This is a genomic window from Rahnella sp. PD12R (assembly GCF_019200965.1).
In the GTDB taxonomy this organism is placed as follows: Bacteria; Pseudomonadota; Gammaproteobacteria; order Enterobacterales; family Enterobacteriaceae; genus Rahnella; species Rahnella laticis.
In genome coordinates, this window is the sequence record NZ_JAHTMS010000018.1 from 18,038 (window position 1) to 38,192 (window position 20,155).

18 protein-coding genes and 1 tRNA gene are annotated in these 20,155 nt (G+C 48.9%); 7 read left to right on the forward strand and 12 right to left on the reverse strand.

Annotated features, from left to right (window positions below):
* The first annotated feature begins 12 nt into the window (after nt 1-12).
* Both KWG64_RS23960 and hemW read left to right on the forward strand, forming a co-directional pair.
* On the forward strand, nt 13-621 hold the full coding sequence (locus KWG64_RS23960) for an XTP/dITP diphosphatase (RefSeq protein ID WP_218523348.1): 609 nt from the start codon (nt 13-15) through the stop codon (nt 619-621).
* Nucleotides 614-1,750: a radical SAM family heme chaperone HemW gene (gene hemW / locus KWG64_RS23965; protein ID WP_218523349.1), complete on the forward strand. Its 1,137-nt coding sequence runs from the start codon at nt 614-616 to the stop codon at nt 1,748-1,750. The genes KWG64_RS23960 and hemW overlap by 8 nt, the downstream gene beginning before the upstream one ends.
* Before the next feature lie 223 nt (nt 1,751-1,973).
* Here hemW and KWG64_RS23970 read toward each other — a convergent pair whose 3' ends face one another.
* From KWG64_RS23970 to trmB, 4 genes are all read right to left on the reverse strand, one after another.
* Nucleotides 1,974-2,708 (reverse strand): DUF2884 domain-containing protein, encoded by a 735-nt coding sequence (locus tag KWG64_RS23970; protein WP_218523350.1) that lies wholly within the window; start codon nt 2,706-2,708, stop codon nt 1,974-1,976.
* A 24-nt stretch (nt 2,709-2,732) separates the two neighbouring features.
* On the reverse strand, nt 2,733-3,659 hold the full coding sequence (glsB, locus tag KWG64_RS23975) for a glutaminase B (protein WP_165059139.1): 927 nt from the start codon (nt 3,657-3,659) through the stop codon (nt 2,733-2,735).
* 74 nt (nt 3,660-3,733) lie between these two features.
* Nucleotides 3,734-4,060 (reverse strand): YggL family protein, encoded by a 327-nt coding sequence (locus tag KWG64_RS23980; RefSeq protein WP_195813854.1) that lies wholly within the window; start codon nt 4,058-4,060, stop codon nt 3,734-3,736.
* Nucleotides 4,060-4,779, reverse strand: coding sequence for a tRNA (guanosine(46)-N7)-methyltransferase TrmB (gene trmB / locus KWG64_RS23985; protein ID WP_195813853.1), 720 nt, complete (start codon nt 4,777-4,779; stop codon nt 4,060-4,062). Before trmB ends, KWG64_RS23980 begins: the two co-directional genes overlap by 1 nt.
* 219 nt (nt 4,780-4,998) lie before the next feature.
* Between trmB and mutY the strand changes: the two genes are divergently transcribed.
* From mutY to mltC, 3 genes are all read left to right on the forward strand, one after another.
* Nucleotides 4,999-6,093, forward strand: coding sequence for an A/G-specific adenine glycosylase (mutY, locus tag KWG64_RS23990; protein ID WP_218523351.1), 1,095 nt, complete (start codon nt 4,999-5,001; stop codon nt 6,091-6,093).
* A complete protein-coding gene (locus KWG64_RS23995) occupies nt 6,090-6,362 on the forward strand; it encodes an oxidative damage protection protein (RefSeq protein ID WP_101075311.1) in 273 nt (90 codons plus the stop codon). The genes mutY and KWG64_RS23995 overlap by 4 nt, the downstream gene beginning before the upstream one ends.
* Nucleotides 6,363-6,429: 67 nt before the next feature.
* Nucleotides 6,430-7,509: a membrane-bound lytic murein transglycosylase MltC gene (gene mltC / locus KWG64_RS24000; protein WP_152327729.1), complete on the forward strand. Its 1,080-nt coding sequence runs from the start codon at nt 6,430-6,432 to the stop codon at nt 7,507-7,509.
* Nucleotides 7,510-7,584: 75 nt separating this feature from the next.
* Here mltC and speF read toward each other — a convergent pair whose 3' ends face one another.
* A complete protein-coding gene (speF, locus tag KWG64_RS24005) occupies nt 7,585-9,747 on the reverse strand; it encodes an ornithine decarboxylase SpeF (protein WP_218523352.1) in 2,163 nt (720 codons plus the stop codon).
* 682 nt (nt 9,748-10,429) lie between these two features.
* Between speF and KWG64_RS24010 the strand changes: the two genes are divergently transcribed.
* Nucleotides 10,430-10,505: transfer RNA gene (locus KWG64_RS24010), tRNA-Phe, on the forward strand.
* 273 nt (nt 10,506-10,778) lie between these two features.
* Nucleotides 10,779-11,117, forward strand: a complete 339-nt coding sequence (locus KWG64_RS24015) for a DUF1294 domain-containing protein (RefSeq protein ID WP_218523371.1) — start codon at nt 10,779-10,781, stop codon at nt 11,115-11,117.
* A gap of 77 nt (nt 11,118-11,194) precedes the next feature.
* Here KWG64_RS24015 and KWG64_RS24020 read toward each other — a convergent pair whose 3' ends face one another.
* From KWG64_RS24020 to KWG64_RS24050, 7 genes are all read right to left on the reverse strand, one after another.
* Nucleotides 11,195-12,280: a GDP-mannose 4,6-dehydratase gene (locus KWG64_RS24020; protein ID WP_218523353.1), complete on the reverse strand. Its 1,086-nt coding sequence runs from the start codon at nt 12,278-12,280 to the stop codon at nt 11,195-11,197.
* 145 nt (nt 12,281-12,425) lie between these two features.
* The gene (locus KWG64_RS24025; RefSeq protein WP_218523372.1) at nt 12,426-13,580 is read right to left on the reverse strand and encodes a glycosyltransferase family 4 protein; all 1,155 of its coding nucleotides are present in this window, start codon (nt 13,578-13,580) and stop codon (nt 12,426-12,428) included.
* A 145-nt stretch (nt 13,581-13,725) separates the two neighbouring features.
* Entirely contained in the window at nt 13,726-15,105 is a 1,380-nt protein-coding gene (gene cpsG, locus KWG64_RS24030; protein ID WP_218523354.1) for a phosphomannomutase CpsG, read from the reverse strand.
* Between the two features lie 14 nt (nt 15,106-15,119).
* Nucleotides 15,120-16,541: a mannose-1-phosphate guanylyltransferase/mannose-6-phosphate isomerase gene (locus KWG64_RS24035; RefSeq protein ID WP_218523355.1), complete on the reverse strand. Its 1,422-nt coding sequence runs from the start codon at nt 16,539-16,541 to the stop codon at nt 15,120-15,122.
* A 96-nt stretch (nt 16,542-16,637) separates the two neighbouring features.
* The gene (locus KWG64_RS24040; RefSeq protein ID WP_218523356.1) at nt 16,638-17,627 is read right to left on the reverse strand and encodes a glycosyltransferase family 2 protein; all 990 of its coding nucleotides are present in this window, start codon (nt 17,625-17,627) and stop codon (nt 16,638-16,640) included.
* A gap of 8 nt (nt 17,628-17,635) precedes the next feature.
* Entirely contained in the window at nt 17,636-19,099 is a 1,464-nt protein-coding gene (locus KWG64_RS24045) for a lipopolysaccharide biosynthesis protein (RefSeq protein WP_218523357.1), read from the reverse strand.
* A gap of 17 nt (nt 19,100-19,116) precedes the next feature.
* Nucleotides 19,117-20,133: a polysaccharide pyruvyl transferase family protein gene (locus KWG64_RS24050; RefSeq protein WP_218523358.1), complete on the reverse strand. Its 1,017-nt coding sequence runs from the start codon at nt 20,131-20,133 to the stop codon at nt 19,117-19,119.
* Between the last annotated feature and the right edge of the window lie 22 nt (nt 20,134-20,155).

The window sequence follows — 20,155 nt, forward strand, 5'->3', positions numbered from 1 at the left end:
GGACGTTATTTTATGCAAAAAGTCGTATTGGCTACCGGCAACGCCGGTAAAGTCCGTGAACTCGCACATCTTCTGGCCGATTTCGGGCTGGACGTCGTCGCACAAACCCAACTCGGCGTTGAATCCGCTGAAGAAACCGGCCTGACGTTCATTGAGAACGCCATTCTCAAAGCCCGCCACGCGGCGACAGAAACCGGTTTACCGGCTGTGGCCGATGACTCCGGCCTTGCCGTTGATTTTCTGGGCGGCGCGCCGGGGATTTATTCCGCGCGTTATGCGGGTGTTGATGCCAGCGATCAGCAAAATCTCGACAAACTGCTCGTCGCGTTGAAAGACGTGCCGCAGGGCCAGCGCAACGCACAATTCCATTGCGTTCTGGTTTACATGCGCCACGCAGAAGACCCGACGCCGCTGGTATGTCACGGCATCTGGCCGGGTGAAATTGCCTTTGCAGAAGCCGGTGAAGGCGGTTTTGGCTACGACCCGATTTTCTTCGTTCCGGAACTGGGCAAAACAGCCGCAGAGCTGACGCGTGAAGAAAAAAGCGCGGTATCGCACCGTGGTCAGGCGTTGAAACTGCTGCTGGCGGCGATGAAAGAGGCAGTACAGAAGAATGCGTAAGTTGCCGCCGCTGAGTCTCTACATTCATATTCCGTGGTGCGTGCAAAAATGCCCTTACTGCGATTTCAACTCGCATGCGTTAAAGGGTGAAGTGCCGCACGACGACTATGTCGCGCATCTGCTGGCCGATTTGGATGCAGATTTGCATCTGGCCGCTGGCCGTAGCGTAGGGACAATTTTTATCGGCGGCGGAACCCCAAGTCTGCTGAGCAGCGAAGCGATGCAAAACCTGCTCGACGGCGTCCGCGCGCGTTTGCCTCTCGATGCCAGTGCGGAAATCACCATGGAAGCCAATCCGGGTACCGTCGAAGCAGACCGCTTCAGCGGCTATCAGCGCGCCGGTGTGAACCGCATTTCAATTGGTGTACAAAGTTTCGATGCGCAAAAACTGGAGCGTCTGGGGCGTATTCACGGGCCGGAAGAAGCAAAACGCGCCGCCCATCTGGCGACCGGCCTGAATTTGCGCAGCTTCAATCTGGATCTGATGCACGGTTTACCGGATCAGACGCTGGAAGAAGCGCTGGACGATTTGCGTCAGGCCATCGCACTGAATCCGCCACATTTATCGTGGTATCAGCTGACCATCGAGCCTAATACGATGTACGCCTCACGTCCGCCAACGTTGCCGGATGACGACGCGTTGTGGGATATCTTTGAGCAAGGCGATCAACTGCTGACGGCCGCCGGTTATCAGCAATACGAAACGTCTGCCTATGCTAAACCCGGCTATCAGTGCCAGCATAATCTCAACTACTGGCGCTTCGGGGATTATCTCGGCATCGGTTGCGGTGCGCACGGCAAGCTGACACAGCCCGACGGGCAAATCCTGCGCACGGTCAAAACCAAGCATCCGCGGGGTTATATGCAGGGACGTTACATGGATAAACAGCATCCGGTGGAAACTGAAGATTTGCCGTTTGAATTCTTCATGAACCGCTTTCGTCTGCTCGAAGCCGCACCACGCGAAGAGTTTGGGTTGTATACCGGGCTGGATGAATCGGTCATCCGCGCGCAGCTCAATGAAGCCATCAGCAAAGAATATCTGCTGGAAACCGAAACGCACTGGCAGATCACCCGCAAAGGCAAACTGTTCCTGAATTCACTGCTGGAATTGTTTTTGGGTGAGTAAATCGGATAGCAAAAAGCCGAAAATATTTTGGAAGCCGAATCAGAGTCCGAACAAACGCAGATTGTCGTGGCATTAGATTGAGTATAAAATGCACCACGTCGAGATGCTGGCTTTCGCGATATTCACGAAAGTAGAATCCTGGGAGATGTAGCGCTAACTGCTTTTCCCAACAAAAAAACCGCTTAATTGCGGTTTTTTTGTTTCTGAATTTTGAGGAAGGAAATTACTGCTTCAAATCCGCCAGCAAGGTTTTGTGCTGAGTATCCAGCGCGGTGACGCGTTTACAGACATCGTCGCCGAAGGCTTTGAATTCTTTTTCCTGTTTGTTCCACTCTTCCTGTACGGCCTGTTGCAGACCGCCAAGATTGCCCATCATTGCCTGCAACGGATTGCCGCCGCTTGTGGCTTGTTTCAGGCCCATCTCGTTGATGCTGTCTTGCATCACGCCGCCCATGGTTTGTTCCATCAGCTTCTGACCGTTCTGTTTCACCTGTTCTACGGCTTTATGGTGGAAGGTCAGGCCATCCGGGCGATGCTCGATGATGAGATTCATCTGCTCTTTAAGCTGCTTGTCGAGCGTCACCAGACGGTTACGCACATTGCTGTCGCTGCCCAGTTTGTTCACGATCACACGGTCCACGGCGACGCGGCCTTTTTCCAGATGCGCGGTGGCACCCTGATCAATCCACGGCAAATCGCGACGCAGCGAGGCCTGATAATCGATCGCTTCCTGGCGCTGTTTCGCGCTCAGGGTGAGGTCTTTTCCATTGAGAGTCACGTTGCCGTTTGGCGTGATCAGCAAGTCACCGCTGTTACCTACAACCTGCACGGTCTGCGGTTTGATGATCACATCTTCTTTCGGCTGCACGGCGCACTGATAATCCGCCTGCGCACTCCACGCTGTCAGCGCCAGCAAGGCCGCTACGGATGCTTTAACAAATCCAGTTTTTACTAACATGTACTCTCCCTTAAGACAGCAAACTCAAAAAATTGAACGGCCAATACGTTGCGCCAGTAATTCTAAGGCAGCGATACCTGCCAAAGAGTTCCCCGCCGCATCAAGTTCCGGCGACCAGACAGCGATACACATCTCCCCCGGCACGATAGCAATAATGCCGCCACCGACACCGGACTTACCTGGCATGCCGACGCGGTATGCGAATTCACCGGCGCCGTCGTACATGCCGCTGGTCACCATCATTGCGTTAATCTGTCGCGCCTGACGGGCATCAATCAGCGGCTGCTCATTGCCCAGCGGATGGCCCTTGTTCGCAAGATAAACGAACGTCCGCGCCAGTTCCTCACAACTCATGCGCAATGCGCAATAGTGGAAATAGGTATGCAACACAGTGATGACGTCGTTATCGAAATTACCGAAAGATTTCATCAGGTAAGCAATCGCGGCGTTGCGATCGGAATGATCGAATTCAGAACGCGCAACGTGCCGATCGTAGTTGAGATCGGCTGAACCGGCCAGCTGACGCACCACTTCCAGCATTCTTTGCTTGGGCGCAGTCAGACGTGTTTGCAGCATATCGCAAACCACCAGAGCACCGGGGTTAATAAACGGATTGCGCGGTTTGCCCTGTTCCAGCTCAAGCTGAACCAGCGAGTTAAACGGCTGGCCGGAAGGCTCTTTGCCCACGCGTTGCCAGATTTCGCTTTCCTGATAGCGGGTCAGCGCCAGCGTCAGGCTGAGCACTTTAGAAATCGACTGGATTGAGAACCGGGTATTGGCATCACCGGCACGAAAGATTTCCCCTTTCGTGGTACACACGGCAATCCCCAGATGATCAGGGCTGACTTCTGCCAGCGCGGGAATATAGTCGGCGACTTTGCCACGGCCAATCAGCGGCCTGACCTGCGCAAGAATATCTTCCAGCAAACTGTTATCGAGCTCGGTACCCAACGTCCTTCCTCCAGATGTAACAAAGGTGCCGGAAAGGCACCTTTAAAAGATTCAGTGTTCAACTGCTGGCAGAGTCAATCCCACCAGATATCGAACAGGTCTGAAACCTCAACGTCTTCCATTTTCTGGTCTTCTAACCATTTTTTCACCTGCGCACGATGGTCGTCGGTGCAGTGACCGATTTCCTGCAGGCAAACCAGGCCTTCCCATTGCAGATAGCCACTGCCGTCAAAGGCCAGTTTGTTTGGCTCTATCACACCGTCAATGAACTTATCCAGTGATTCGTCGATGGTTTCAACCGGAGTACCTTCCGGGAAACGCCATTTTACAGAGAAGCCCAGTTCCTGGAACTCTGCAATGTGTAACTTCTTACGTAAACGACGACTGCGATTCTTAGCCATTATTGCTTCCTCTCAAACATCAGATCCCATACGCCGTGGCCTAAACGCTGGCCACGCATTTCGAACTTGGTTACCGGGCGCGATTCCGGGCGCGGTACATAGTTGTTTTCCTGCGACAGGTTTGCCCAGCTTTCGAGACTGGTCATCACCTCAAGCATGTGTTCTGCATACGGCTCCCAGTCGGTTGCCATATGGAATACGCCACCCACTTTCAGCTTCCTGCGCAGTTTCTCAACGAATTCAGGCTGCACGATACGGCGCTTATTATGACGCGCTTTATGCCACGGGTCAGGAAAGAATAGCTGCACCATGTCGAGCGAACCATCCGGAATCATTTTTTCCAGCACTTCGACCGCATCGTGACACATCACGCGCAGGTTGCTGACGCCCTCTTCGTGCGCGGTCGCCAGACAGGCACCGACGCCCGGTGAGTGGACTTCAATGCCGATAAAGTTCTGGTCCGGGTTCTGTTTCGCCATCGTGACCAGCGAGGTGCCCATCCCGAAACCGATTTCCAGCACAACAGGTGCGGAGCGACCGAATAAGGTATCAATTGCCAGAGTTTCCGGCTGAAACTCCACGCCCATCACCGGCCAGAAGTTGTCCAGCGCAAATTGCTGACCTTTGGTCAGACGGCCCTGACGGCGGACAAAGCTGCGGATACGGCGCATCGCGCGACCGTTCTCATCGAACTCCGGAGAAATGACGTCGTTTTTCATGGTGTTTCCACTCCGTTACGCAAGACGCGGTATTCGGTCACTGCTGTATTTTGGTCATTAACTGTTAAGAATGGCGCATTATCCAAACTTACTCCCGATTAGCAAGGCTTGCGGGCAGGAAATCCGTCAATACAGTGCGGAAAGTTCCGGTTTACAGCCAGACGGGAACTGTGATGTGATCAGCCCCGTCTTTTAACCCTGCCGGACTGTAATTCACCCATGATGGAAGCCTCCACTTTTTCGCCGCTGGTGCTCGACTGGTATCAGCGCTATGGCCGTAAAACGCTGCCGTGGCAAATCGCCAAAACGCCTTATAAAGTCTGGCTTTCAGAAGTGATGTTGCAGCAAACGCAGGTAGCGACCGTTATTCCTTACTTCGAACGGTTTATGGAACGCTTCCCGACGGTGTCCGATCTCGCCGCCGCGCCGCTCGATGAAGTGCTGCATCTGTGGACCGGCCTGGGTTATTACGCCCGTGCGCGTAACCTGCATAAAGCGGCGCAAACTATTGCCACTCAGCACAATGGTGTGTTTCCGATCACCTTTGATGAAATTCTCGCGCTGCCGGGCATTGGTCGTTCGACCGCAGGCGCCGTATTGTCGCTGGCGCTGAACCAGCACTATCCCATTTTAGACGGTAACGTGAAGCGCGTGCTGGCCCGGTGTTATGCCGTTGACGGCTGGCCGGGCGAGAAGAAAACTGAAAACCGTTTGTGGAAGATAAGCGAAGACGTCACGCCCGCTGAAGGCGTCGCGCAGTTTAATCAGGCGATGATGGATTTAGGCGCGATGGTCTGCACCCGCAGCAAACCAAAATGCGAACTTTGCCCGGTGAAATCCGGTTGCGAAGCCTACGCACATCACAGCTGGGCAAAATATCCGGGTAAAAAACCCAAGACGACGCTGCCGGAAAAAACTGCCTTTATGCTGATGATTCAGCAGGACGATAAAGTCTGGCTGGAGCAGCGACCGCCGGTGGGCCTGTGGGGCGGTTTATTCTGCTTCCCGCAATTTGCGACAGAAGAAGAACTGGCGCAGGGTCTTCAAAAATACGGTGTTACGCAAAATCAGTTGCAGCAGCAGACCGCTTTTCGCCACACTTTCAGCCATTTCCATCTGGATATCGTCCCGATGTGGTTAAATCTGCGAACGACAGCGGGTTGCATGGATGAAGGTGCGGGTCTCTGGTATAACTTAGCGCAACCACAACAGGTCGGGCTGGCCGCGCCGGTCGAGCGTTTGCTGACCTCTCTGGCAAAACAGGCCGATGGCAAAAAACCGTCCCAACAGAATGATCATAAGGAATTAGCATGAGCAGAACGATTTTTTGTACTTTTCTGAAACGCGATGCCGAAGGACAGGACTTCCAGCTGTATCCGGGCGAAATCGGCAAACGTATTTTCAACGAAATTTCAAAAGAAGCCTGGTCTCAGTGGATGACCAAACAAACCATGCTGATCAATGAAAAGAAACTCAGCATGATGAACCCGGACGACCGCAAACTGCTGGAACAGGAAATGGTTAATTTCCTGTTTGAAGGTCAGGATGTTCATATTGAAGGCTACACCCCGCCTTCAAAATAACGTTCAGGAACAGAAATTTAGGCAGGCTCGTGCGCGGCCTGCTTCTTTCACCAGAAATGGTTTTCAGATGAAGAAAATTTTAGCTTTGCTGGTTATCGCACCGATGCTGATTTCCTGCTCCGGCAGTAAAAAAAACCAGTTCGACGAAGCTTTCGTAAAAGACACCAACGGATTCGATATTCTGATGGGCCAGTTCGCTCATAACATCGAAAATATCTGGGGTATGAATGAAGTGCTGATTGCGGGTCCGAAGGACTACGTAAAGTATAGCGATCAGTATTACACCCGCAGCCACATCAACTTTGATGCGGGTACCATCACGATTGAAACCATTTCCGGCACCGATCCGGCCGCGAGCCTGCGTCAGGCGATCGTCAGCACCTTACTGGTGGGCGATGATCCGGGCAATGTTGACCTCTATTCCGACGCCAACGATATCCAGATCAGCCGTGAGCCGATGCTTTACGGGCAGGTTCTCGACAACACCGGGCAGCCTATCCGCTGGGTCGGCCGTGCCAACAGCTTTGCCGATTATCTGGTGCAAAACAAACTGATGCGCCGCCAGTCCGGCATGCATATCATTTATTCCGTCACGATCCAGATGGTGCCAAACCACCTGAATCAGCGTGCGCATAAATATCTGCCGATGATCCGCGAAGCCTCCGCCAAATACGGCGTCGATCAGTCGCTGATCCTGGCGATCATGCAAACCGAATCCGCCTTTAACCCGTATGCGGTCAGTAACGCCGATGCGCTGGGCCTGATGCAGGTTGTGCAGCATTCCGCCGGGGTTGACGTCTTCAAATCCGAAGGCAAGTGGGGCAAACCGAGCCGCAGCTATCTGTTTGATCCGCAGAATAATATCAACACCGGCACCGCGTATCTGGCGATGCTGCAAACGACGTATCTGGGGAACATCAGTAACCCGACGTCGCGCCGTTACGCCGTGATCACGGCCTACAATGGCGGTGCAGGCAGCGTGCTGCGCGTGTTCTCTCAGAACAAAACGCAGGCGTTCAACATCATCAACAACATGGCACCAGGCGATGTCTATACCACGCTGACCACCAAACATCCGTCAGCCGAATCGCGCCGCTATCTGTACAAAGTGAACAACACGCAGCGCAGCTATCGTCGCGTAGACTGATGTGATTGCGGTACAAAAAAACGGAGGCCAGCTGGCCTCCGTTCTCATTTCTGCGTGAGCGTAAAAACGTGCAGATTACTCCGCGACGACGTAGCCCATAATGCGCTTCCAGCCGACCGGTTTTTTCTCGATATAAACGCCCTGAAGTTCAGGTGAGAAGCCCGGCAGCAGGTTAATCCCCTCTTCCAGCGCCATGAAGTAACGCTGCACAGCGCCGCCCCAGAGCTCGCCCGGCACGACGCACAGAACGCCCGGCGGATACGGCAACGCACCTTCCGCCGCGATACGGCCTTCGGCTTCACCGATCGGCACCAGTTCAATATTGTCGCGAATAAACTCGTTGTGAGCGTCCTGCGCGTTCATCACCACTTTCGGGAAACTCTTCTCGCGGAACATCTCTTTTTGCAGCTCTTTCACATCAAAACTGACGTACAGGTTATGCATTTCCTGGCACAGCTGGCGGATGGTGTAGTTGTGGTATCTGTCTTCGTTTTTACGGTAAACGGTCGGCAACACTTCGCTCAGCGGCGCGTCTTCTTCGATGTACTGCTCGAAGCGAACCAGCTCTTCCACCAGCAACTGCATTTTGGCCGGCGTTTCGGCTGGCGTCAGCAGGAAAAGGATCGAGTTGAGATCGCATTTCTCCGGCACGATGCCGTTCTCACGCAGGTAGTTCGCCAGTATCGTCGCGGGAATACCAAACTCGGTATATTTTCCGCTGGATGCATCAATGCCCGGCGTGGTCAGCAGCAGCTTACACGGATCAACAAAATACTGTTTTTCCGCGTAACCCGAGAAGGCATGCCAGCGCTCGCCCGGCACAAAATCGAAGAAACGCACATCGTTCGCCATCTCAGCGGTTTCATGATCCTGCCAGCGCTTTCCACCGACCACCGGCGGAACAAACGGCAGAATCATCGAACACTGATCGAGCAGCATTTTGCGGGTTTCGATACCCAGCTTCACGCACTCCATCCACATATGCTTACCGCTGCCACCGGCATGAATACGCGCATTAACATCGAGCGCGGCAAAAAGCGGGTAAAACGGGCTGGTCGAAGCGTGCATCATGAACGCGTTATTCAGCTTCTTATGGCTGCAATGTCGCTTCTGGCCTTTGATGTGATTGTCTTTTTTGTGGATCTGCGACGTCTGCGAGAACCCGGCCTGCTGCTTATGCACGGATTGCGTGACGATAATGCCCGGATCGTTTTCGTTGAGTTCCAGCAACAGCGGCGAGCACTCTTTCATCATCGGGATGAATTGCTCATAACCGACCCATGCAGAATCAAACAGAATGTAGTCGCACAGATGCCCGATTTTATCGACTACCTGACGCGCGTTATACACGGTGCCGTCATACGTGCCGAGCTGGATAATCGCCAGGCGGAACGGACGTTTTTCCGCAGCACGATGCGGCGCCACTTCTTTGATTTGCTTACGAAGATAAGTTTCATCGAAACAGGCTGCGTCAATGCCGCCGATAAAACCAAACGGGTTGCGCGCGGTCTCAAGATACACCGGCGTCGCGCCCGCCTGAAGCAGTGCGCCGTGGTGGTTGGATTTATGGTTGTTACGGTCGAACAGCACCAGATCGTCGCGTGTCAGCAGCGCGTTAGTCACAACTTTGTTCGCCGCAGAAGTCCCGTTGAGCACAAAATAGGTTTTATCCGCGCTGAAGACTTTCGCCGCATACTTTTGCGCATCTTTCGCCGAGCCTTCGTGGATCAGTAAATCGCCCAGTTTGACGTCAGCGTTGCACATATCGGAGCGGAAAATGTTCGGGCCGTAAAAATCATAGAACTGACGCCCTGCCGGATGGCGACGGAAAAACTCACCACCCTGATGCCCCGGACAGGCAAAGGTCGCGTTCTCCATCTCGACATACTTTTTCAGCGTGTCGAAAAACGGCGGGAATAAGGCTTCTTCATAGCCCTGCGCAGCCGATTCAATCTGCGCGGCATAAAATGCCTGATTAGCATCGGAAAGCGTAATCACGCCTTTCAGCGACGGCAAAAACTCCGGCGAAATCAGCTCCGTTCCCTGCACTGCAACAAACGCGGGGATCCCGAATCCCAACGTTTCTATCTCCGCCAGCCTGCCGTGATTCAGATCCCCGACAGAGATAATAATGGCCGCCACGTCAGCATAATCGGCACGACGCAGATCGACGACCAGGCGGGACGTCTGGAGATAAGGGGCGACAGAAGCGCTTGCTGCAAGTTTTAAGTGTTTCATTCAGACTCTCAAACGGTTAAGTAAGAGGGTGTGCCACAGGGCACGGCAATGAGCTGGTTCTTACGTCTTAAAGGTATAGTGCGCAGAGTCCAGCCCGGCAAATGACGTTGGCTTGAGCGCGAGGTCGAGTGCGATGAAACGATGCCAGAGGGGCAAAGTGGTAACAGATCGACGTTCAGGCCCGGCCACGTCTGATAGACAACAGTAAAATCAGAGGTGCGCTCTGTTTTTACTAATATCTAACAGCAGGCAAACGGTAGCCTTACCGCATGAAAGGATCTGCAAAAGGAGGAAAACTGAAATCGTGGTGTTTACAGCACCCGGAGATCATCATCAGATTTTTTCTGCACTTATGAAAAGCGCGATGTGATAAACCAGCCATGCCGCAACCCTCTTGAGCTGTCGCGTGAAAACGGGATCAGAGTTGTTTAATAAATCGGCGCAATAATGGCATCTTTTATTCCCCTGTTCAACCCTGAACATTGCGGGAAATTCTTACAGAATGCGACATCACAAAACGCGAAAATTCACCCCATCACACCCTGTTTTGACGGACACTTTCCCGGTATCGTAAGTTAAATCGCCAAAACGCGGTAAAAAGCATCAGTCGGGTGACGAACCCCACCGATGTTACAAAAAGCCGTTGACGGCACATGCCCAATACGGTTTAATGCGCCCCGTTGCCCGGATAGCTCAGTCGGTAGAGCAAGGGATTGAAAATCCCTGTGTCCTTGGTTCGATTCCGAGTCCGGGCACCATCTTTAAAGAAACCAGCTTAACGGCTGGTTTTTTGCTTTCTGAGCTACGGACTCTCCATCGAACTCCGTTCGATTATTCGTCTCATACTGAGACTCACCCCTTCGGGGCCAGCGCAAGCGCTGTTCAAAGCTGCTCCGCAGCATTGTCCGAGTCCGGGCACCATCTTTAAAGCAACCAGCTTAACGGCTGGTTTTTTGCTTTCTGTCCTTTCTGTTTTTCTGTCCTTTCTTATCTTTATAGCTATTCTGGGTCTTCCTTCAATTTCCGGTGATATTTCAATGAACACTGTCTGTTGTGTCCTGCTGATCCTGGCGGCCGGTACCAGTCTCATCTCTCCTTATCCTGTCCCGGTTGGCTTACTGCTGATCAACCTGCTGACATTGCTGATTTACGGTGCCGACAAGCTTGCTGCCCGCAAAAGCTGGCGCAGGATACCGGAAAGCACATTACTGCTGTTCGGGCTGCTCGGCGGTTGGGCTGGTGCGCTGGCAGGTCAGCAACTTTTCCGGCATAAAACGCAGAAGCAACCTTTCAGAACGAGATTTATGCTCAGTATCGCTGCCAATATCGCTGCTGTTTTACTGGTACTCTGGCTGGAATACGGACGGTAAAAAGCAGGCAAAAAAAAGCCGGAGAATGTCAGCGCATTCTCCGGCTTTTTTATACATCACAGAAACAGCGGCTGGCTTTATCCGTACAATTTCAGCCGTGCAGCTTTCTTCGCGCAAGCAAGGTCTGCCTGAACCATCTCAATCACCATATCCTGCAAAGATGTTTCCGGTGCCCAGCCGAGTTTACGGCGTGCTTTGGTCGGATTGGCATTGACCTTACAGGCTTCGGCAGGCCGGATATAACGCGGATCGACGGCGACAATCACGTCCCCGACTTTCAGGGCCGCCGCAACCGGGCTGATGATCGCGGTAATAATTCCCTTTTCTTCCACGCCCTTGCCGGTAAAGCGCAGTTTAATCCCGAGCTCCAGCGCGGCAAACGTCACAAACTGGCGGACGGTATACTGCACGCCGGTAGCCACTACAAAATCTTCGGGATTATCCTGTTGCAGCATCAGCCACTGCATTTTGACGTAATCCCGGGCATGGCCCCAGTCACGCAGCGCATTCAGATTCCCGAGATGCAGGCATTTCTCCAGCCCCTGCGTAATATTGGCCAGGCTGCGGGTAATTTTACGCGTGACGAAGTTCTCGCTGCGGCGCGGTGATTCATGATTAAAAAGAATGCCGCTGCACGCATATAACCCGAAGGTTTCGCGATAATTCACAATGGTCCAGAAATCAGAAATCCCCGTGGCATACCAGGAGGGATAAATATTCAGGCTCACCATTTCATTAATCGCGATGCCATTCACCAGACCGCATAATGCCGAAGGCGACGCATGATAATAACGCGTTTTCGTTTCCAGCCCGAGAATACGGATGGCCTCCAGTACCTTCAGCGCACTGAATTCCCCCGTGGAAAACAGATCATCTGCGGAATCAGAGTTTTCGGGTGACTGACCCGCTCCGCCCAGATTATAAACTTCGTCCGGCCGGATAATAGCGAGTAAATCACGGGCCGTTCCCGTACTGATATCAGCATGGGTATAAATATGAAGATCAGAGGATTTATCGTGAAAATTACTGCCCGCATTACCGGTATTAAGCGGAACGACATTCCCGCCAATCCCGTGAACAGTATAACCTTTCTTTAATAAAAGTTCGGCAAGATAAGAACCATCCTGCCCGGTTATATGGGTAATCAGTGCGACTTTAGACATATAAGATCCTTTGATTACAATTTAATAAACACATCATGAATGATGCCCGATTATAATCGTAAGGTTATTCACCGGAAGGCAGAGAGCGAACCAGAATTAAGATGCAGAAACGGTTTAATAAATGATATAAGTGAACCATAAAGAATTAATAGATGACTTTCTTACTTTCATTAAACGCTTGCCACTTTGTTTTAATATAGTCATCCAGTTCACTGTGAAAACGTTCCTCAGAGAACCGCAATGCATTGTTACGGCAATTCACTGGCAGGAACGATTCCTGAATGGTCTCGAAGTGCAAAACAGCGCGCAGGACTGAATCTGTCGTCTGCTCCGCAAAGAAAATACCGGTAGGATTTACTTCGCCGTAAGGCCGGATGGACTCCAGCACGCCGCCTTTGCCAAAAGCAATAACCGGAGTACCGCAGGCCTGTGCTTCAACCGGCGTGATGCCAAAATCTTCTTCGGCAGCAAAAACGAACGCCTTCGCACGACGCATATGATCCTGCATGACCTCGTCCGGCTGATACCCTAAAATCTCAATATTCTTACCCGCCTTGGCCTTTATTTTGGCCATCTCAGATCCGTCGCCAATGACCACCAGCTTTTTATCCGGCATCTGGCTAAACGCTTCCACAATAATATCGATGCGCTTGTATGGCACCATACGGGACGCGGTAAAATAGAAGTCGTCTTTATTTTCCTGCAACGTAAAACGGTCCACACTCACCGGCGGATAAATTACATCTGCATCACGCCCGTAGACTTTTTTAATCCTCCGCGCGATGAAATGTGAATTAGCAATAAAATGGTCCACACCGTTGGCGGTACGACAATCCCAAATACGTATTTTGTGCAAGAACCATCGTGCTAATTTTCCCTTAAGGCCTTTATCCAAACCGGCTTCCCTGAGGTACTGATGCTGAAAATCCCAGGCATAACGTATCGGAGAATGGACATAACTGATATGCAGCTGGTCGGGCCCGGTGAGAACCCCTTTTGCTACGGCATGGCTGCTGGAAAGAATAATATTGTGCTTTGTGACATCCAGCTGCTCGATGGCTAACGGCATCAGCGGCAAATATTGCTGATACTTTGTTTTTGCATACGGAAGCCGTTGAATAAATGATGTCTTAACATCTTTACCGTAAAATTGTTTTCTGGATTCATCAGAGAGAAAATCAACAACCGAATAAAGCTCAGATTCAGGATAAAGTTTTATAAATTCTGCAATAACTTTTTCTGCCCCGGCAAAAGTCACCAACCAGTCAGCGACAATCCCAACACTCACTTCATGTGACATCATTAAAACCTCATAAATTATTATTTTTGGTATGATGATAAAAAATACAAATAAGAGTAAACGCGAAGCCTTCCGAAAATTAAAAGTGAGCAATACGAAGTCGATAGTGAGCTGTATTACTCACCAGAAAATATTTTACAGATAATTACATACTGCGGAGAATAGAAAGGATCCTTCTCGTCTGTTCCTGCATCAGTTTTGAATTAGCCCTGGATTCCACATTCAGACGCACAACCGGTTCCGTATTTGAGCTGCGAAGATTAAACCGCCATTCATCAAACTCAAGGCTGATACCGTCCGTATGATCGACATGAATCGCTTCGCCTTCATACACCGCCAGCACGCGCGCGATAGATTCTTTCGGCTGATGCAGAAAACTGTTTATTTCACCCGAAGCCGGATAGGCAATAATGCGGTCATTAATCAGTTGCCGCAGGGACTTGCCTTTTACATGCAGTAATTCCGCGACCAGAAGCCACGGAATCATCCCGCTGTCGCAATAATAGAAATCACGGAAGTAATGATGGGCGCTCATCTCACCGCCGTAAACTGCATCTTCCTGGCGCATACGTTCTTTAATAAAAGCATGGCCGGTTTTCGACATAACAGGCACGCCACCCGCTCCGCTGACAATATCAATGGTATTCCAGCTTAAGCGCGGGTCGTGGATGATTCGGGATTGCGGATATTTTTCGAGGAAAGCGTCAGCTAATAACCCGACAATATAATAACCTTCGATGAAATTCCCAAGATCATCAAACAGGAAACACCGGTCAAAATCACCGTCAAACGCAATCCCCATATCGGCGTTGTATTTGATAATAGCGTCCGTGGTGTCCTGACGACATTCGGGTAATAGCGGATTGGGGATCCCGTTAGGGAAAGTACCGTCTGGCTGGTGGTGGACTTTGATAAACTCCACCGGCGCACCGGCCTGTTTGAAGCGCGCTTCGATTGCATTAATAACATGCCCCGCAGCGCCATTACCCGAGTTAATGACCAGTTTCAGCGGGCGGGTAAAATTCTTTAAATCGACATAACTGAGTAATTTGTCGATATACGCATCGAGTACCGACGCTTTTTCGTAGGTTCCACGCTGAGCAGGATCGGCAGGTGAAAAATTGTTCTCTTCTGCCAGACGTTGTATTTCCCCAAGTCCGGTATCGCCGCTTATAGGTTTAGATTCTTCACGAACTAATTTCATGCCGTTATAGTTCATCGGATTATGGCTGGCCGTCACTTCTATTCCGCCATCCAGTGCCAGATAAGACGTCGCAAAATAGATTTCCTCTGTCCCTGTCACACCAATATCGACAACATCTGTTCCTGAATCTTGCAAACCATTCGCGAGTGCCAGTTTTAACACTTCACTGGTTAAACGAACATCCCCGCCTAATACCATCTTTTTTGGTTTTAAATATTCACCGTAAGCCCGACCAATCCGGTAAGCAATATCTTCATTAAGTTCAACGCCCAGTTCACCGCGAATATCGTAAGCTTTAAAGCAGGTCAATTTATCTGACATAATTCATCCCCAAATTAACAACGACCATAGTGATCTTGTGTACGGACAATATCGTCATCCTCAAGATAGGAGCCTGACTGAATTTCCAAAAGCTCCAGCGGGATCTTTCCGGGGTTCTCCAGTCTGTGCTGCGCCCCGATAGGAATAAACGTTGACTGGTTTTCAGTCAGCAGGAAGTTCTCATCATTAATTGTGACTCTGGCCGTTCCTGAAAGAATGACCCAGTGTTCAGCGCGGTGATGATGCATTTGCAGGGAGAACTGACCGCCCGGTTTAACTGTTATTCGGTTAACGTGATATCTCGGGGTATTAACCACAATATCGTTTCTGCCCCACGGGCGATAAGACTCGCGATGCAAACGATATTCGCGGCGCTGAGCACTCTTTAAATATTCAACGACCTTCTTAACGTCCTGCACCTGAGATTTATCAATAACTAAAACGGCATCCTTGGTATTAACAATAACAAGGTTCTCAACACCAATTGCCGCCACAAGTTTTTCATCAGTATTGATATAACAATTCTCAGCATTATGGGTAAACACGTCGCCGGTAACGGCGTTCCCGGCGGTATTCTTATTATTGACATCCCACAATGCCGCCCACGAACCAATATCATTCCAGCCCGCATCTAGCGCAACCACAATGGCATCAGTCGTTTTTTCCATAACCGCATAATCTACAGATTCATCCGGACAGGCCGAAAAGGATTCCTTATCTACGCGGATAAAATTCTGTTGCTGATCAGGTTCCAGTGTTTCGATAGCTTTCAGACAGGCTTGCAGAATATCGGGCCTGAATGTGGCCATCTCTTCGAGAAAACGTTTTGCCCGGAACAGGAACATCCCGCTGTTCCAGTAGTATTCGCCGGTTTCGAGATATTGCAGTGCCGTCGGTAAATTGGGTTTCTCCACAAAACGTTGCACACGAAAAACAGATTCCGCGTTACTGCTCAGTTCCATTCCACGCTGAATATACCCGTATCCTGTTTCAGGGCCGGTCGGCACAATGCCGAACGTTACCAGCTTCCCCTGCTCGGCAAACGGAATGGCATTCTGCACCGCCTGATGAAAGGCTTCGGGATTTTCAATCACGTGGTCAGCGGCCAGAACCAGTAATAAGGGATCGCTGCCTTCATCGATTGCACTGAGCGCCGCCAGCGTAATCGCCGGCGCAGTATTACGCCCCACAGGCTCCAGGATAATATTTTTTGATAACCGGTTAATCTGCCGTAATTGTTCTGCAACAAGAAACCGGTGCTCTTCATTACAAATAACCAAAGGTTCAGAAGCCCCTAAACCATTTAATCGCGTGACAGTTTCCTGCAACATCGATTGCTCGCCATGAAGACGAAGAAATTGTTTAGGATAAAGCTCACGAGACATTGGCCATAAACGACTGCCGGTACCACCGGCCATGATTACTGGAAGGATCATAGTTTTCGTCTCTGGATTTAACGAAGTTTAATAAAAAATCAGATAGCGGGCATAAGGCCTATTCAGAATTAAAGAGAATAAAGATCTCCAGCCAGACTATGGTTTAATTAAAAATGCAGACTTTAAAAAATAATAAAGTAAAGAAGGAGATATCCTGATGGCCAGAATGGAACAGAACCGTTTAACACTAAGTTGATTCTTCAACCTGAATAAATATTTAATAACAATATGCGCTCTTAAATTAACAACGTCTTTCGCTGCTGCACCAGATTTAATTGCATTGATGAAAACCATCAGGATAACGATATATTCATGCCTGATAAGTCTTAATTTATCAGCTTCTGACGTCACCAAAGGTGCAACCAGATATTTAGTTATCTCCAGATATGTCAGCCTGTTAAGTGCTTTTTGGTAGGATTGCTTCGTTAACGACGCTGGATGCTGCACATAATGATATTTTGCCTCATTGCCAAATGAGATACTGGCCCCCTGAATAAACAGAGTCATTATGACTAAATAGTCTTCAAAAACTGACAAATCAGCATTGAACCTTACCGTTTTAAAAAGTTCTCTCTTAAATATTTTATGCCAAAGAAAACCAGTTATCTCATTATCGAGCATTGAAAAAACTGCATCTTTTCCCTGTAAAATATTATTTGTATAGAAATTATTAGTATTGCCTGATCTCTCACCTGACAGTTCTTCAGAATAGTAAAGACACTGGCCTATCGACGTTTTATTCTTCGCAATGATGCCCATCAAATACTCTATGGCATCAGGTTCGAAGTAATCGTCAGAGTCTAAAAAACAAATGAATTCACCACTTGCATTACCCACTAAGCGGTTCCTGGTAAAGGAAACCCCTTCATTCTTGTCATTTTTTATAATCTTATGACAAAAATTCGGATGCTGAACAAAAAAATCATTCACGAGTGACCAGGATGAGTCGGTTGAACAATCATCAACAATGATAATTTCTATATCAGAATAGGTTTGAGATGTAACCGAAAGCAAAGCTTTATTGATATATTTCCCGGAGTTAAAAACGGGAATGAGAACACTAACTATTGCCGGATGAGTACCCATAAAATTAGTTATTCCCTTTTAAGAATCTTTCTTGCAAGTGAGAGGATCATTGATTTTTTGCGCTTAGATGAGAAGGATAAAATTAAAGCAAAATAAAATATGGCTCCTGCAATAACTTTCACAACAATCCCAGACCACGATTCGTTCAGCACTGCAAATGTCTGCATACCGAGTAAGAATAAACACATCACGGCAGAGCATAATATCGGGGTGAAAATTTCCAGAAGATATTGTTTGAAGCTTAAATTTAAGAGAGTAAGGGCGCACCATGCAGAAATAGGATAGAGAAGAACGGTACGAATTGAAAATACCAGAGCTGTAGCAATCAGCCCAAATCTGACAAAGATATAGAAGGCCAATACATTACTTATTGCATAAACTAATGTCAGCCTTGCCTGCCATTCCGGTTTATCCCTGGCAAACATGACAGAGTGGTTATAATAGCCAATAGATGTAACGAATCCGACGGCACTCACAATTTGCATAATGGGCACAGAAGGCATCCATTTCGGCCCTAAAAGCAGGAAGGTAATATCATGAGATAAAGCGCTAAGACCAACAAAAGCCGGTGCAGTCACGAGAACAGTAAAATAGGTTGCCTGCAGGTATTTATTTCCGAACTCAACCAAATCATTTTTATAACGCGTAAATGCGGGTAATGAAACTCTCATCAAAGCAGAAGAAAGTACCATATTCAGAGTATTTACTATACGTTTACCGGCGGAGTAGACCCCGGCCCCCGCCGTCCCCAGGAAATACGTTATGAAAAAGACATCACTATTCTGATTTGCAAAATTCGTGATATTACTAAGAGCGACATGTTTGGAAAATCCAAGAGATTCTTTAACGGAATCTTTTGAAATCTTCATTTTTGGTTTCCACGGTGTCGCAACCCACAAAGCGACCAGAGAAATTAACGATGTGACAACCTGCTGAACAACCAAACTGGTAACCGCAAATCCTTTATAAGCCAGTATCACCCCAACAATGCCGCCGATAGAAATAGAGCTGATTGACCTGATAGCCAGTGGCCGGAACATCAGATTATGTGTCAGCCAGGCTTCATGAGTACGGCTTAATCCACTGACCACAATGATAATACCCGTTCCGCGAATTACATTGGCAAGTTCCGGAACTTTCATATAGGCCTCAATAAATGGGGCAGAAAAAAATACAATAAAAAAAGCAGGAACCGATAAGGAGAAACATAAAAAAAAGGCGGAATTATAATCAACTGCCGAGGGAGATTTCATTCTGACAATCGATGTTGCGATACTATCGAATATCACATTCCTGAAAAATTGAGTCACGAGCAAAGAGACACTAAGCATTCCGTATATACTGGGCGTTAAGAGTTTAGCCAGAATAATAAATATGACAAAAGTGATCACCTGCGAGGCAGTATTATCAAGAACCGACCAGATAGCACCAGAAAGAATAGTCGGTTTCTTTTTTTGCGCTTCGATATTCAACGTAATTCCTTAGAGTATCACTTGCATTTTGAAAGTTTATCTAAACTATTTACCAGCCGCTCTACGTTTGAGTTAAATTTATTCTCCTGACTTAAAAATCCAGGTTGAGATTTTGCCTGCAAAAGGACTGCGGAAGCAGCATCAATAAATTGGCTATTAAAGTTAATATTTAATATCGCCTCAGTGGTTTTAATTCCTTTATTGGGAACCCTGCAAAGTACCAACTCAGCGAAGCTCTGATAATTAGGCCACCATCGTTTATTTTTAATTTCTCGCTGTTTTTTAAAATAGTTAACGGCATAATCAACATCTGCGTTGGGTAAGAAGTATTTTTCGCCATAAACACATAAGGACTTATCGCGCAGGTATTCACGTAATGAACTGCTGCCTAACACGGTTGGCCTGTAGGGAACATCAATCGTCTGTGTCCAGTCTAACCATTTGAATGTGTTAATCTGAGAAGAAGTTATCAAAGGTACCCACGGAACCCGCATGGCGTCGGCGATAATGGCTGCATGCATCGCATCAGCCAGAACCAGTTTTGCGTTTCTTATTTTTTGGATAACAAATTTTGCATCAGATTGCGGGTTTACGAATTCGACCCCAGCATGCTGGCAAACTTTTTCCCACTGCCCTGTAACTAAAGCATGATGATGAGGGATAAATATCACCCCTTTACGTTCTGCATCTGGAAGAGGCTTAAATTCGGCCAGAGTATTTAAGAGTGCTGCTCCATCCGTAATAAACTTCTCTTTTGGCAATCCTAATATTTCAGCACTGAGGGGACCCCTGACGCACAGAGTTTCCCATGAACTGTCGCCGAAATTACCAGGAGGATAACCGTAACCGACGCCACTGGAAAAAACATACCACTTCTTAGCGGGCGGCATAGCTGATGTAATAATAGTTCCTATTCCAGAGACGCGTATATTATCGTCATCGTCAAAAAAATCTGGAAGAAGCGCATCCCATATCCATGCGTTGAGATCATCTCCAAAATTACCCTGAGCAGACTTATAATAGTAAATTTTCAAATTATCACCAATTTGTGTTTAA

Bases quoted from the DNA above. Each gene is read 5' to 3' on its own strand.
- KWG64_RS23960 (WP_218523348.1), top strand. From the start codon at position 13: ATGCAAAAAGTCGTATTGGCTACCGGCAACGCCGGTAAAGTCCGTGAA.
- hemW (WP_218523349.1), top strand. From the start codon at position 614: ATGCGTAAGTTGCCGCCGCTGAGTCTCTACATTCATATTCCGTGGTGC.
- KWG64_RS23970 (WP_218523350.1), bottom strand. From the start codon at position 2,708: ATGTTAGTAAAAACTGGATTTGTTAAAGCATCCGTAGCGGCCTTGCTG.
- KWG64_RS23980 (WP_195813854.1), bottom strand. From the start codon at position 4,060: ATGGCTAAGAATCGCAGTCGTCGTTTACGTAAGAAGTTACACATTGCA.
- trmB (WP_195813853.1), bottom strand. From the start codon at position 4,779: ATGAAAAACGACGTCATTTCTCCGGAGTTCGATGAGAACGGTCGCGCG.
- mutY (WP_218523351.1), top strand. From the start codon at position 4,999: ATGATGGAAGCCTCCACTTTTTCGCCGCTGGTGCTCGACTGGTATCAG.
- KWG64_RS23995 (WP_101075311.1), top strand. From the start codon at position 6,090: ATGAGCAGAACGATTTTTTGTACTTTTCTGAAACGCGATGCCGAAGGA.
- mltC (WP_152327729.1), top strand. From the start codon at position 6,430: ATGAAGAAAATTTTAGCTTTGCTGGTTATCGCACCGATGCTGATTTCC.
- speF (WP_218523352.1), bottom strand. From the start codon at position 9,747: ATGAAACACTTAAAACTTGCAGCAAGCGCTTCTGTCGCCCCTTATCTC.
- KWG64_RS24020 (WP_218523353.1), bottom strand. From the start codon at position 12,280: ATGTCTAAAGTCGCACTGATTACCCATATAACCGGGCAGGATGGTTCT.
- KWG64_RS24025 (WP_218523372.1), bottom strand. From the start codon at position 13,580: ATGTCACATGAAGTGAGTGTTGGGATTGTCGCTGACTGGTTGGTGACT.
- cpsG (WP_218523354.1), bottom strand. From the start codon at position 15,105: ATGTCAGATAAATTGACCTGCTTTAAAGCTTACGATATTCGCGGTGAA.
- KWG64_RS24035 (WP_218523355.1), bottom strand. From the start codon at position 16,541: ATGATCCTTCCAGTAATCATGGCCGGTGGTACCGGCAGTCGTTTATGG.
- KWG64_RS24040 (WP_218523356.1), bottom strand. From the start codon at position 17,627: ATGGGTACTCATCCGGCAATAGTTAGTGTTCTCATTCCCGTTTTTAAC.